The 12,735-nt window shown below is 71.0% G+C and carries 15 protein-coding genes; 14 read left to right on the forward strand and 1 reads right to left on the reverse strand.

The annotated features are described in order from the left end of the window. Positions 1-43 precede the first annotated feature (43 nt). The 12 genes from lepB (HDC93_RS19275) (at position 44) to HDC93_RS19330 (ending at position 9,998) form a co-directional block, all read left to right on the forward strand. On the forward strand, positions 44-769 hold the full coding sequence (gene lepB / locus HDC93_RS19275) for a signal peptidase I (protein ID WP_185012130.1): 726 nt from the start codon (positions 44-46) through the stop codon (positions 767-769). Then, entirely contained in the window at positions 762-1,856 is a 1,095-nt protein-coding gene (gene lepB, locus HDC93_RS19280) for a signal peptidase I (protein WP_185012131.1), read from the forward strand. The genes lepB (HDC93_RS19275) and lepB (HDC93_RS19280) overlap by 8 nt, the downstream gene beginning before the upstream one ends. Beyond that, on the forward strand, positions 1,744-2,613 hold the full coding sequence (gene lepB / locus HDC93_RS19285) for a signal peptidase I (protein ID WP_185012132.1): 870 nt from the start codon (positions 1,744-1,746) through the stop codon (positions 2,611-2,613). Before lepB (HDC93_RS19280) ends, lepB (HDC93_RS19285) begins: the two co-directional genes overlap by 113 nt. Before the next feature lie 197 nt (positions 2,614-2,810). Beyond that, a complete protein-coding gene (gene lepB / locus HDC93_RS19290) occupies positions 2,811-3,593 on the forward strand; it encodes a signal peptidase I (RefSeq protein ID WP_185012133.1) in 783 nt (260 codons plus the stop codon). Beyond that, positions 3,583-4,107, forward strand: coding sequence for an NUDIX hydrolase (locus HDC93_RS19295; protein ID WP_185012134.1), 525 nt, complete (start codon positions 3,583-3,585; stop codon positions 4,105-4,107). The genes lepB (HDC93_RS19290) and HDC93_RS19295 overlap by 11 nt, the downstream gene beginning before the upstream one ends. Before the next feature lie 56 nt (positions 4,108-4,163). Continuing rightward, on the forward strand, positions 4,164-4,472 hold the full coding sequence (locus tag HDC93_RS19300; protein WP_003993268.1) for a DUF2469 domain-containing protein: 309 nt from the start codon (positions 4,164-4,166) through the stop codon (positions 4,470-4,472). Between the two features lie 77 nt (positions 4,473-4,549). Continuing rightward, a complete protein-coding gene (locus HDC93_RS19305) occupies positions 4,550-4,951 on the forward strand; it encodes a YraN family protein (RefSeq protein WP_185012135.1) in 402 nt (133 codons plus the stop codon). Beyond that, positions 4,952-6,577, forward strand: coding sequence for a YifB family Mg chelatase-like AAA ATPase (locus HDC93_RS19310; RefSeq protein ID WP_185012136.1), 1,626 nt, complete (start codon positions 4,952-4,954; stop codon positions 6,575-6,577). It abuts the gene before it with no gap. Next, positions 6,574-7,734 (forward strand): DNA-processing protein DprA, encoded by a 1,161-nt coding sequence (gene dprA, locus HDC93_RS19315; protein ID WP_185012137.1) that lies wholly within the window; start codon positions 6,574-6,576, stop codon positions 7,732-7,734. Before HDC93_RS19310 ends, dprA begins: the two co-directional genes overlap by 4 nt. A 269-nt stretch (positions 7,735-8,003) precedes the next feature. Next, complete coding sequence (gene whiG, locus HDC93_RS19320; RefSeq protein ID WP_031103428.1) at positions 8,004-8,846, forward strand: RNA polymerase sigma factor WhiG; 843 nt, start codon at positions 8,004-8,006, stop codon at positions 8,844-8,846. A gap of 93 nt (positions 8,847-8,939) precedes the next feature. Next, positions 8,940-9,497: a TetR/AcrR family transcriptional regulator gene (locus HDC93_RS19325; RefSeq protein WP_031103427.1), complete on the forward strand. Its 558-nt coding sequence runs from the start codon at positions 8,940-8,942 to the stop codon at positions 9,495-9,497. A 69-nt stretch (positions 9,498-9,566) separates the two neighbouring features. After that, on the forward strand, positions 9,567-9,998 hold the full coding sequence (locus HDC93_RS19330) for a hypothetical protein (protein ID WP_185012138.1): 432 nt from the start codon (positions 9,567-9,569) through the stop codon (positions 9,996-9,998). On the opposite strand, the gene HDC93_RS19335 is transcribed toward HDC93_RS19330, so the two are convergent. Continuing rightward, positions 9,923-10,504, reverse strand: coding sequence for a M23 family metallopeptidase (locus HDC93_RS19335; protein ID WP_185012139.1), 582 nt, complete (start codon positions 10,502-10,504; stop codon positions 9,923-9,925). The genes HDC93_RS19330 and HDC93_RS19335 overlap by 76 nt on opposite strands. 273 nt (positions 10,505-10,777) lie before the next feature. Here HDC93_RS19335 and rpsB point away from each other — a divergent pair, with 273 nt between their 5' ends. Together rpsB and tsf are read left to right on the forward strand one after the other, a co-directional pair. Beyond that, positions 10,778-11,689, forward strand: coding sequence for a 30S ribosomal protein S2 (gene rpsB / locus HDC93_RS19340; protein ID WP_185012140.1), 912 nt, complete (start codon positions 10,778-10,780; stop codon positions 11,687-11,689). Between the two features lie 175 nt (positions 11,690-11,864). Beyond that, positions 11,865-12,701: a translation elongation factor Ts gene (tsf, locus tag HDC93_RS19345; RefSeq protein ID WP_185012141.1), complete on the forward strand. Its 837-nt coding sequence runs from the start codon at positions 11,865-11,867 to the stop codon at positions 12,699-12,701. Positions 12,702-12,735 lie beyond the last annotated feature (34 nt).

Here is a 12,735-nt window from a genome sequence, read left to right on the forward strand (position 1 = left end):
GCTCTCCGGGGTTCACGTCGGGGCCGGATAGCATCTGGCTCCGATGGACACCGAAGCACAGCCGACGGAGCGCGACCGCTCCTCCCGCCCTTCCGGCTCCGAGGGAACGACCTCGGAACCCGCAGGGCCGGAGGACCGGTCGCGTTTCGCGTTGGTCTCGCGCCTCAGCGCCCACGTCCCGGGCGGCCGGATCACTCTCACCCTGCTGCTCTGCCTGGTGTTCCTGCTGTCGCTCAGCACGTTCGTGGTGCGCCCGTTCCAGATCCCCAGCGGATCCATGGAGCAGGCATTGAGGATCGGGGACCGGGTTCTCGTAAATAAGTTGGCGTACCGTTTCGGTGCCGCGCCGCAGCGGGGAGACATCGTCGTGTTCGACGGGACCGGGTACTTCGGGCACGCGGACTACATCAAACGCGTTGTCGGCGTGGGGGGCGACCACGTGGTCTGCTGCGACAGGGAGGGGAGAATCCAGGTGAACGGCCGGCCGGTCGACGAGTCGGGCTTCCTGTACCCCGGCGACAGCCCGTCCGCTGTGCCCTTCGACGTCGTCGTGCCCCGCGGCACCCTCTTCGTCCTCGGCGACCACCGCAGCGACTCCAGCGACTCCCGCGACCACCTCGGCTCGCCGGGCGGCGGCATGATCCCCGTCGGCGACGTGATCGGCCGCGCCGACTGGATCATCTGGCCGTTCGGCCACGCCACCGGGCTGCACCGCCCCGACGCCTATGCGCGCGTGCCCGCCGCCGGCAAGGCGGGCGCCCATGGGTAACCGCGGCAAACCGCGCGGCGTCCCTGCGGGCCCCGCGGAGAACCTGCTGCCCACCGGCGCCCGGCGCGCCGCCGGCCCGTCGGGAAGCGGCCGTACGCGTGCCGAGCGCCGCAAGCTTCAGCGCAAGGTCAAGCGGCGCCGCAGGCGCGGCGCCGTCAAGGAGATACCCCTCCTCGTGGGCGTCGCCGTCCTGATAGCGCTCGTGCTGAAGACGTTCCTCGTCCAGGCCTTCGTCATCCCGTCCGGCTCCATGGAACAGACGATCCAGATCGGCGACCGCGTCCTGGTCGACAAGCTCACCCCGTGGTTCGGCTCGAAGCCGCAGCGCGGGGACGTCGTCGTGTTCAAGGACCCCGGCGGCTGGCTCCAGGACGAGCAGCCCACCACGCAGAAGTCGGACCCCGTCGTCATCAAGCAGGTCAAGGAAGGGCTCACCTTCATCGGCCTGTTGCCGTCCGAGAACGAGAAGGACCTCATCAAGCGCGTCGTCGGCGTCGGCGGCGACCGCGTCAAGTGCTGTGACACGCAGGGGCGCGTGACCGTCAACGGCGTCCCGCTGGTCGAGGACTACCTGTATCCCGGCGCCGCCCCGTCCGACACGCCGTTCGACATCACCGTCCCCCAGGGGCGGTTGTGGGTGATGGGCGACCACCGGAACAACTCCGCAGACTCCCGCGCCCACCAGGACACGGACTACGGGGGCACGGTCTCCGAGAGCGAGGTGGTGGGCCGCGCCATGGTCATCGCCTGGCCCTTCGGACACTGGAACATGCTGGAGGAACCGAATACCTACGCTTCCGTGTCCGACTCGGCCTCCGGGTCGACCGCAGCTCCCGAACTGTCGCATAGGGTTGCCTCCTACGATTCGAACGAGACGATCCAGCTCCCGACCCCTGCGGAACTCCCGCTCGTTATGGGAGTGGTGGGCCTGCGCCGTGTATGGGGCAGGCGGCGGCACAGAGTGAGGAGTTGGCGTGGGGGATGTGGCGGTTGGCGCACGGTCCGGACACGACGGCGAGGAGCATCGCGGACGCCCCGCGGAATCCGCCGTCCCGGCCGCGGACAGCGCCGTGACCTCCGGGAGTGACTCCGGGGCAGCCGAGGACGACAGGGTGACGGGCGAGCACACGACAGCCGATGACCAGGGACCGGGCGGCACGACCCGGGCACCTAAGAAGCCGCGCTCCTTCTGGAAGGAGCTGCCGATCCTGATCGGTATCGCGCTGGTGCTGGCGCTGCTGATCAAGACCTTCCTGGTGCAGGCCTTCTCCATCCCCTCCGACTCGATGCAGAACACCCTCCAGCAGGGTGACCGTGTCCTGGTCGACAAGCTCACCCCCTGGTTCGGCTCCGAGCCCGAGCGCGGCGAGGTCGTCGTCTTCCACGACCCCGGCAACTGGCTCAGGGGCGAGCCGACACCCGACCCCAACGCGCTGCAGACGTTCCTCAGCTGGATCGGCCTGATGCCGTCGGTGGAGGAGAAGGACCTGATCAAGCGGGTGATCGGGGTCGGCGGAGACACGGTCGAGTGCAAGGGGACCGGCCCGCTGAAGGTCAACGGCAAGGCACTGAACGAGCCGTACGTCTTCCCCGGCAACACGCCCTGCTCGAACGACGACCAGGGCGGCCAGTTCAAGGTCAAGGTGCCCCAGGGTTACATCTGGGTCATGGGCGACCACCGGCAGAACTCGCGTGACTCCCGCTACAACCAGGGCGAGAAGTACCACGGCATGGTCCCGGTCAAGGAGGTCGTCGGACGCGCCATCGTGAAGGCCTGGCCGATCTACCGCTGGGGCACGCTGCCCGTGCCCGACACCTTCGACCAGAACGGGCTGAACCCCTGAGTTCCCACGCCTGGATGACCAGGACGTGACCGATCGTCCCCTTCGGAAAATGCTTCACGTACCGGGTGTGCCCGACCGTGAACGCGGTGGCCCCCGGGATCTTCGGACCCGGGGGGCCATCGCGTTCTCCTCGTGGCGTGATCGGGCTTCCTGCGCGGGCTGCCCTTCCCCGGTACCGACGGGTAGGGTGCGGCTCCATGGGTGGCGAGAGCGCGATGCGCACGACTCCGCGCAGCAGCGGGAGCACAGGAGCGGCCCCGGTCGGGAGCCGGCTCGGGCAGCGACTGTCGGGACTGATGGTGGGGCTGGGCCTCGTGCTGTTCCTTGGCGGATTCGCCTGGGGAGCGGTGGTCTACCGGCCGTACACCGTGCCCACCAGCTCGATGACCCCGACGATCGGGGCGGGCGACCGGATCCTGGCGCAGCGCGTCGACGGCGGCGAGGTGCGCCGCGGTGACGTCGTCGTTTTCAAGGACGCGACGTGGGCCAACGCGCCGATGGTCAAGCGCGTGGTCGCCATCGGGGGCGACACGGTCTCCTGCTGCCAGGACGGCAAGCTGAAAGTCAACGGCAAGGAGATCGACGAAACGTACCTGCCCCAGGGCACGCCGGCCGAGATGAGCAACTTCCCGACCGTGACCGTCCCCAAGGGCCGGCTGTTCCTGCTCGGTGACGAGCGCGGCAACTCCGTGGACTCCACCGCCCACCTGACCGACGCCGCCAGCGGCACGGTGGCGCGCTCGGCCGTGGACGCCCGTGTCGACTCCGTCGTGTGGCCGATGAAGGGCATGCTGGAGCGCCCCACCGGCTTCGAGCCGCTGGGCGCCCTCTCCTCGCCCGGTCCGCTGCGGACGATCACCCTCCTCGTGATCGCCGGCGCGGTGCTCGTCCTGGGCGGAGGCGCCTACGGGCCCATCGCCAAGCGCACCGGTGCGGCCCGGGCCCGACGGGAGAGCGCGGAGTCCGCAGGTGTCCGCTGACGCCGTGGGGGCGGGCCAGGACACCTACGAGGGCGGGTTGCGCAAGGTCGCCCGGGTCGTCCTGCTCGACCCGCAGGACCGCATCCTGTTGCTGCACGGGCACGAACCGGACGATCCGGCCGACGACTGGTGGTTCACCCCCGGCGGGGGTGTGGAGGGCGACGAGACCCGTGAACAGGCCGCTCTGCGGGAACTCGCCGAGGAGACGGGCATCACCGGGGTCGAGCTCGGCCCGGTGCTGTGGCGGCGGAGGTGCTCCTTCCCGTTCGCCGGCCGCCGCTGGGACCAGGACGAGTGGTACTACCTGGCCCGTACGGACCGCACGGCGGTGGCCGCCACCGGGCTGACCGAGCTGGAACGGCGCAGTGTCGCCGGAGCGCGCTGGTGGACGTGTCCGGAACTGAGCCGGGCACATGAGACGGTGTATCCGACCAGACTCGCCGGGCTGCTGCGCACGCTGCTCGACGAAGGTCCCCCGGCCAGGCCAGTGATCCTTGACCCGGAAATCGTCTAGGGGCTCACGGGACTGGCGCACAATGGGGGGATCGCACGGCTGAAGGGGAACATGCCATGAGCGCCGAGGACCTCGAGAAGTACGAGACCGAGATGGAGCTGAAGCTCTACCGGGAGTACCGCGATGTCGTCGGTCTGTTCAAATACGTGATCGAGACCGAGCGGCGCTTCTACCTGACCAATGACTACGAGATGCAGGTGCACTCGGTCCAGGGTGAGGTCTTCTTCGAGGTGTCCATGGCGGACGCCTGGGTGTGGGACATGTACCGGCCGGCGCGGTTCGTGAAGCAGGTCCGGGTGCTCACGTTCAAGGACGTGAACATCGAGGAGCTGAACAAGAGCGACCTGGAGCTGCCGAGCGGCTGAGGTTTCCTCGAGTGGGTGACGGAGTTGTCCACAATCGCTGAGCTGTCCACCAAGATCCACTTCTTGGGTGAGGGTGCGTGAACGTTGGCGCCGGAGGTGGTGCCGACATGACCGCACAGCTGGCACGCAGTGCCATGGGGAAGTACGGGGAGAGCCTGGCCGCACGGCGGCTGGCCGAGACCGGTCTGACGGTCCTGGAGCGCAACTGGCGCTCCGGCCGGACCGGCGAGATCGACATCGTGGCCAGGGACGGGGACGTCCTGGTCGTCTGCGAGGTGAAGACCCGCAGGGAGGGCCCCTTCGGGCATCCGATGGCGGCCGTGACCCCGCAGAAGGCGGAGCGGCTGCGGAACCTGGCCGAGCGGTGGATCCAGACGCACGGGGGAGCGCCGCCCGGCGGGGTCCGCGTCGACGTGGTCGGGGTACTGCTGCCGGCCCGCGGCGCCGCCGTGGTCGAGCATGTGCGGGGGGTGGCCTGAATGGCGTTCGCCCGTACGTGTTCGGTCGCGCTGGTCGGCGTCGAGGGCGTGGTCGTCGAGGTCCAGGCCGACCTCGAGCCCGGCGTCGCGGCCTTCACGCTGGTGGGACTGCCCGACAAGAGCCTCACGGAGAGCAAGGACCGGGTGCGTGCCGCAGTCGTCAACTCGGGCGCGGCCTGGCCCCAGAAGAAGCTCACGATCGGGCTGAGCCCCGCCTCGGTGCCGAAGTCCGGCAGCGGCTTCGACCTCGCCGTCGCGGCGGCGGTCCTCGGTGCGGCGGAGCGCGTCGACCCGCGGGTCCTCGCCGACCTCGTGATGATCGGCGAACTGGGGCTGGACGGGCGGGTGCGGCCGGTGCGGGGGGTGCTGCCTGCGGTGCTGGCGGCGGCCGACGCGGGATACGAGCAGGTGGTGGTGCCCGAGTGCGCCGCCGCCGAGGCCTCCCTCGTGCCCGGGGTGTCGGTGCTGGGCGTCCGCAGCCTGCGGCAGCTGATCGCCATCCTCGCCGACGAACCCGTGCCCGATGAGGAACAGGACGAGCAGGGACGCCCGGACCCGCTCCTCGCCGGACTGCGCGTGCCGGGCACCGGCGCGGCCACGGGCATGCACACCATCGGCGCCGCCCAGCGCGACCACGGCCACGACCTGGCGGACGTCGTCGGCCAGACTTCGGCGCGAGCGGCGGTGGAGGTCGCCGCGGCGGGCGGGCACCACCTCTTCCTCGAAGGGCCGCCCGGCGCCGGCAAGACCATGCTCGCCGAGCGACTGCCGGCCATCCTGCCTCCGCTCGGCCGGCAGGAGTCGCTGGAGGTCACCGCGGTCCACTCGGTGGCGGGGCTGCTGCCCCCGGGCAAGCCGCTGATCGACGTCGCGCCCTACTGCGCCCCGCATCACTCGGCCACGATGCAGGCCCTCGTCGGGGGCGGTCAGGGCATCGCGCGACCCGGGGCGGTGTCGCTGTCCCATCGCGGGGTGCTGTTCCTCGACGAAACACCGGAATTCAGCAGCCAGGTCCTGGACGCCCTGCGCCAGCCGCTTGAGGCGGGGCACGTCGTGATCGCCCGCAGCGCGGGAGTCGTCCGCTTCCCGGCGAAGTTCCTCATGGTGCTCGCGGCCAACCCCTGCCCGTGCGGACGCTTCTCGCAGCGGGACGACCTGTGCGAATGCCCGCCGTCGGTGATCCGCCGCTACCAGGCCAGGCTCTCCGGACCGCTGCTGGACCGGGTCGACCTGCGTGTCGAGGTGGACCGCATCACCCGCACCGAGCTGACCGCCCTCGGGGCCAGGGGAGAGTCGACCGCGACGGTCGCCGACCGGGTGCGTGCGGCCCGGGAGCGGGCCGTGGAGCGCCTCGCGGGCACCCCCTGGTACACGAACAGCGAAGTGCCGGGCCGTGAGCTGCGCAGCCGCTGGTATGCGCTGCCCGGCGCGATGGACGAGGCCGAGCGGAACCTGGAGCGGGGTGTCCTGACCGCCCGCGGTCTCGATCGCGTCCTGCGCGTGGCCTGGACCGTCGCCGACCTCGTCGGCCACGACCGACCCGACGCCACGGACGTCGCCCTCGCGCTCCAGCTGCGCACCGGTGTGTCGCACGGCGTCCCCATGGCCATCGGGGGGCTGACATGAGCGGCGGCGGCGAAGCGGACGACGAACTGCTCGACAGGGTGCTTCTGACCCGGGTCCTCGAGCCCGGTGACGAGGTCGGCGGGCGGTGGGTGCGGGAGCTCGGGGCCGGGGGCGTGGTACGGCGGTTACGGGAGGGCGGGCCCGCCCTCCCGGGGGCGAGCGCGAAGCGGTGGGCCGGGCTCCTGGCCAGGGCGGAGGCCGCCCGGCCGGGCCGCGATCTGCAGGCCGCCCGGGACGCCGGGGTGCGGTTCGTGCCTCCCGGGGACACGGAGTGGCCCGGACAGCTCGACGATCTCGGGGACGCCCGGCCCCTCGGGCTGTGGGTGCGCGGCCGGCCCAGTCTGCGGATGTGGGCGCTGAAGTCCGTCGCCGTGGTCGGCGCCCGGGCCTGCACCGAGTACGGGGCCCACATGGCCGCGGCCCTCGCCGCCGGCCTTGCCGAGCACGGCTGGGTCGTGGTGTCCGGCGGCGCCTACGGAGTCGACGGCGCCGCGCACCGCGGAGCGCTCGGAGCCGGCGGCGCCACCGTCGCAGTCCTCGCCTGCGGCGTCGACCGGCCCTACCCCCGCGGCCACACCCAACTGATCGGCCGGATCGCCGAACAGGGTCTGGTGATCGGCGAGTTGCCGCCCGGCGACCATCCGACGCCGAGCCGTTTCATCCTGCGGAACAGAGTGATCGCAGCCCTCACCCGAGGCACGGTGGTCGTCGAGGCCGCCCACCGCAGCGGTTCCCTGGTCACCGCGCGGGCCGCGCAGCGTCTCGGCCGGCACACGATAGGCGTGCCGGGCCCGGCCACCAGCGGGCTCTCCGCCGGAGTGCACGATCTGCTGCGCGGGGAGGCCGCCCTGGTCACCGACGTCGCGGACGTCGTCGAACTGGTCGGTGACATCGGGGAGCTGGCCCCCGACCGGCGCGGCCCCGTCCTGCCCCGGGACCTGCTGGAACCGGCCGCCCGACAGGTGCTCGCCGCACTTCCGGGACGCGGCGTGGCCCGGCCCGACGAGATCGCGCGCTCCGCACAGACCGCACCGGACGACGCGATCGCGAGACTGTACGAACTCCGAGCACTGGGTTACGTCGAACGACACGGCGACGGCTGGAAGTTGACACGCCAGGCGGTGATGTCGGTCCGCGACGGTCGCGGGCCGGGTTGACCGTGTGTGTTCGGCCGTCCGGGGGAACCCCGACAGGCCTTGCAAATGCGCCCAGTTGGGGCCATCCGGTGATCACACCGGGCGACCGCCACGCCCCGCCGCAACGCCCTCAGGAACGTATCTGCGCCCGCCTTGGCCTCCGCTCTTCGCACACCGCGACACCACAGTCACGCTACGCTCACGAACATCCCGACACGGACAGGCAACTCGACATCAGACAGACAGCCCACCCCAGCACCACTCCGCAGCAGAACGGCACAAGGCGACGAATGCCCCAGCACACCTCCGGGTCCGACCGGGCGGCGATCCCCCCAGCCGCCCGTGACGGTGGCAGCGTGCGGCCGCCCGCTCCCTCGACGCTCGACGAGCTGTGGCGGTCGTACAAGGCGACGGGGGACGAGCGGCTGCGGGAGCAGCTGATCCTGCACTACTCGCCGCTCGTGAAGTACGTCGCGGGACGGGTCAGCGTGGGCCTGCCGTCCAACGTCGAGCAGGCGGACTTCGTCTCCTCCGGGGTGTTCGGGCTGATTGACGCGATCGAGAAGTTCGACATCGACCGGGAGATCAAGTTCGAGACGTACGCGATCACCCGGATCCGCGGCGCGATGATCGACGAACTGCGGGCGCTGGACTGGATCCCCCGCTCGGTGCGGCAGAAGGCGCGCAACGTGGAGCGGGCGTACGCCACGCTGGAGGCCCGGCTGCGGCGGACCCCGAGCGAGGGCGAGGTGGCCTCCGAGATGGGCATCGCCGTCGAGGAACTGCACGCCGTGTTCAGCCAGTTGTCGCTGGCCAACGTGGTGGCCCTGGAGGAACTGCTGCACGGGGGCGGTGAGGGCGGCGACGGGCTCAGCGTCATGGACACGCTGGAGGACACCGCCGCCGACAACCCCGTCGAGGTCGCCGAGGACCGGGAGCTGCGGAGGTTCCTGGCCCGGGCGATCAACACGCTGCCGGAGCGGGAGAAGACCGTGGTCACGCTGTACTACTACGAGGGCCTCACCCTGGCCGAGATCGGCAACGTGCTGGGCGTGACCGAGAGCCGGGTCAGTCAGATCCACACCAAGTCGGTGCTGCAGCTGAGGGCGAAACTGGCGAGCTTCGGCCGCTGACCTGCCCTGATGCCGTCGGATCGGCGACAACCACTCCCGCCCGGGGGGACGCGTCCGTAGAGTGTTGACGTGCCAAGGATTCGAGCGGCCTCCGTGGCCGAGCACCGGTCGATGCAGCGAGCCGCCCTGCTGGACGCGGCTCGTTCCTTGTTGTCCGAGGGCGGTACGGAGGCGCTGACCTTCCCGGCCCTCGCCGAGCGGACGGGCCTCGCGCGATCGTCCGTCTACGAGTACTTCCGGTCGCGGGCGGCCGTGGTCGAGGAGCTGTGCGAGGTCGACTTCCCGGTCTGGGCGGCGGACGTGTCGGCGGCGATGGAGCGGGCCGGGACAGCCGAGGCCAAGGTCGAGGCGTATGTGCGGCAGCAGCTGGAGCTGGTCGGCGACCGGCGGCACCGGGCCGTGGTCGCGATCTCCGCGAGTGAGCTCGACGCGGGGGCCCGGGAGAAGATCCGGGCGGCGCACGGCGGGCTGGTCGCGATGATCGTCGAGGCGCTGGGCGAACTCGGGCACGAGCAGCCCCGGCTGGCGGCGATGTTGGTCCAGGGCGTGGTGGACGCGGCCGTGCGCAGGATCGAGCTCGGGGCCGCGGAGGAGCCCGGGGCGATCACGGACGCGGCCGTGTCGATGGCGCTGCGGGGTGTGCGGGGCTGACGGCCTCGGGCCGAGGCCGTGGCCTGGCGCTGCGAGCTGTGCGGCGTGACGGCCCCGGGGATATAGGCCGTGGCGTTTCACGGCCCGGCGGAGCGGGGTCTCGCGGCCCCGAGCGGCACGCCACACCCGTGGCTACGCCTGCGGTACGCACGCCCACGGCAGCAGCCTCAACGGGCCTCTGGCTACACCGGCGGCACGTACACCTGCGGTGACGCCGGCGGCACGTACACCTGCGGTGACGCCGGCGGCACGTACACCTGCGGTGACGCCGGCGGCACGTACACCTGCGGCGACGCCGGCGGCACGTACACCTGCGGTGACACCGGCGGCACGCACACCTGCGGTGACACCGGCGGCACGCACACCTGCGGCGACGCCGACGGTACACACACCTGCAGCTACACCACCGGCACGCACACCCGCCGCTACGCCAGCGGCAGCAGCCTCGACGGGCCCTGGTGCAGGAGCCACGGCGGCAGGAGCGACAGCGGGTTCAGGTAGCCCTCGCCGCGGCGCAGGCCCCAGTGGAGGCACGTGGCCGTGCAGTGTGAGCCGCTCGCGTCCACCGTGCCGATCACCTCGCCCGGTTCCACCTCCGCGCCCTTCTCGACCGCGGCCGTCACCGGCTCGTACGTCGTGCGCAGGGGCGGATCGCCCGTACCCGTGAGGTCCACCGACAGGACCCCTCTGCCGGCCACCAGGCCCGCGAAGACGACCCGGCCCCGGGCCACCGCTCGAACGGGTGTGCCCGCCGGTGCCTCCAGGTCCACGCCCCGGTGGCCCGGGCCGTAGACCGTCGCCGGGGGCTCCCAGCCCCGCAGGACACGGGGGCGTGAGCCGAGTGGCCAGGCGCGGCCGATGGCCGGCACGGTGACCGGTGGGCCGGCGTCGGCCGGGGGCGCACCCGCCGCGAACAGCGGTGGCGGCGGGGCCAGCAGGGCCGTCGCCGTGACGATCACCAGCAGGATCAGGCGTGCACAGACACGCACACATCGGTTCGCTCGCATGCGGAAAGCGTTCCGGAGTGACGGTGTCGCCGCTCGCGGCTGTGGGCGGGCGCCCGCTTGTGGACATCGGCGTCACCCGGCACCCCACGGGTCCCGTACACTTCTGGTGGCGACCCGAGTCATCGGGTCGACTTCGCACGCCCCGATACGAACCCCGGCAACGGGCCCGTATCAGCGCCCCTCGGTCCCTCGTGGAACGGCGCGCAGTGGGCGTCAGGCGCGGAAGCCGTCCGGCATCCGCGGCACAACCGAGAAATTCAAGGAGATGCGGCCATGGCCGTCGTCACGATGCGGGAGCTGCTGGAGAGCGGCGTCCACTTCGGTCACCAGACCCGTCGTTGGAACCCGAAGATGAAGCGCTTCATCTTCACGGAGCGCAACGGCATCTACATCATCGACCTGCTCCAGTCGCTGTCGTACATCGACCGCGCCTTCGAGTTCGTCAAGGAGACCGTCGCCCACGGCGGCACGGTCATGTTCGTCGGCACGAAGAAGCAGGCGCAGGAGGCCATCGCCGAGCAGGCCACCCGCGTCGGCATGCCCTACGTCAACCAGCGCTGGCTGGGCGGCATGCTCACCAACTTCTCGACCGTCTACAAGCGTCTGCAGCGCCTCAAGGAGCTCGAGCAGATCGACTTCGAGGACGTCGCCGCGTCCGGTCTGACCAAGAAGGAGCTTCTCGTGCTCTCGCGCGAGAAGGCCAAGCTGGAGAAGACGCTCGGCGGTATCCGCGAGATGCAGAAGGTGCCCAGCGCCGTCTGGATCGTGGACACCAAGAAGGAGCACATCGCCGTTGGTGAGGCCCGGAAGCTGAACATCCCGGTCGTCGCGATCCTCGACACCAACTGCGACCCCGACGAGGTCGACTACAAGATCCCGGGCAACGACGACGCGATCCGCTCCGTCACCCTGCTCACCCGTGTCATCGCCGACGCCGTCGCCGAGGGCCTCATCGCCCGCAGCGGTGTCGCCACCGAGGGCAAGGGCGACAAGGCCGCCGGCGAGCCGCTGGCCGCCTGGGAGCGCGACCTGCTCGAGGGCGAGAAGAAGGCCGACGAGGCCGCCCCCGCCGCTGAGGCCGCTCCGGCCGCCGAGGCCGAGAAGCCGGCCGAGGACGCTGCCCCGGCCGCCGAGGCTGCCCCGGCCGCCGAGGGCGAGAAGCCGGCCGAGGCCGAGCAGGCCTGACCCGTCAGTCCGAGTTGACGGCGGGAGCGGCCGCACTCACCAGCGCCTTCGGCGCGGTGAAGTCCGCTCCCGCCGTTGACCCGTAGGTCAGCGGTAGGACAGCGCCTTCCGGCTCCATGGGGGGCGCATCCGCAGATCTTCGATCTTCCAGACTTCGAGAGAGATTCACAGACTCATGGCGAACTACACCGCCGCCGACGTCAAGAAGCTCCGTGAGCTCACGGGCGCCGGCATGATGGACTGCAAGAAGGCGCTGGACGAGGCCGAGGGCAACGTCGAGAAGGCCGTCGAGGCGCTCCGCATCAAGGGCCAGAAGGGCGTCGCCAAGCGCGAGGGCCGTTCCGCCGAGAACGGTGCCGTCGTCTCGATCATCGCCGACGACAACTCCTCCGGTGTCCTCGTCGAGCTGAAGTGCGAGACGGACTTCGTCGCCAAGGGTGACAAGTTCCAGGCCGTGGCCAAGACCATCGCCGAGCACGTCGCCAAGACCTCCCCGGCCGACCTCGAGGCCCTGCTCGCCTCCGAGATCGAGGCCGGCAAGACCGTCCAGGCGTTCGTGGACGAGGCCAACGCCAACCTGGGCGAGAAGATCGTCCTGGACCGCTTCGCGCAGTACGCCGACGGCTTCGTGACGGCGTACATGCACCGCACGATGCCCGACCTGCCCCCGCAGATCGGTGTCCTCGTCGAGCTGGACAAGCCGAACGCGGAGATCGCCAAGGGCGTCGCCCAGCACATCGCCGCCTTCGCGCCGAAGTACCTCTCCAAGGAGGACGTGCCGGCCGACGTCGTCGAGTCCGAGCGCCGCGTCGCCGAGGAGACCACCCGCGCCGAGGGCAAGCCCGAGGCCGCCCTGCCGAAGATCGTCGAGGGTCGCCTCAACGGCTTCTTCAAGGACGCCACGCTGCTCGGCCAGCCGTACGCGCTCGACAACAAGAAGTCGGTCCAGAAGGTTCTGGACGAGGCCGGTGTCACCCTGAAGCGCTTCACGCGCATCAAGGTCGGCATCTGAGTCCGTACCGCGATCGACGCCCGACCCCTATAGG

Source organism: Streptomyces sp. AK010 (assembly GCF_014207295.1).
Lineage (GTDB): Bacteria > Actinomycetota > Actinomycetes > Streptomycetales > Streptomycetaceae > Streptomyces > Streptomyces massasporeus.

Bases quoted from the DNA above. Each gene is read 5' to 3' on its own strand.
- lepB (WP_185012130.1), top strand. From the start codon at position 44: ATGGACACCGAAGCACAGCCGACGGAGCGCGACCGCTCCTCCCGCCCT.
- lepB (WP_185012131.1), top strand. From the start codon at position 762: ATGGGTAACCGCGGCAAACCGCGCGGCGTCCCTGCGGGCCCCGCGGAG.
- lepB (WP_185012133.1), top strand. From the start codon at position 2,811: ATGGGTGGCGAGAGCGCGATGCGCACGACTCCGCGCAGCAGCGGGAGC.
- HDC93_RS19300 (WP_003993268.1), top strand. From the start codon at position 4,164: ATGAGCGCCGAGGACCTCGAGAAGTACGAGACCGAGATGGAGCTGAAG.
- HDC93_RS19310 (WP_185012136.1), top strand. From the start codon at position 4,952: ATGGCGTTCGCCCGTACGTGTTCGGTCGCGCTGGTCGGCGTCGAGGGC.
- dprA (WP_185012137.1), top strand. From the start codon at position 6,574: ATGAGCGGCGGCGGCGAAGCGGACGACGAACTGCTCGACAGGGTGCTT.
- whiG (WP_031103428.1), top strand. From the start codon at position 8,004: ATGCCCCAGCACACCTCCGGGTCCGACCGGGCGGCGATCCCCCCAGCC.
- HDC93_RS19335 (WP_185012139.1), bottom strand. From the start codon at position 10,504: ATGCGAGCGAACCGATGTGTGCGTGTCTGTGCACGCCTGATCCTGCTG.
- rpsB (WP_185012140.1), top strand. From the start codon at position 10,778: ATGGCCGTCGTCACGATGCGGGAGCTGCTGGAGAGCGGCGTCCACTTC.
- tsf (WP_185012141.1), top strand. From the start codon at position 11,865: ATGGCGAACTACACCGCCGCCGACGTCAAGAAGCTCCGTGAGCTCACG.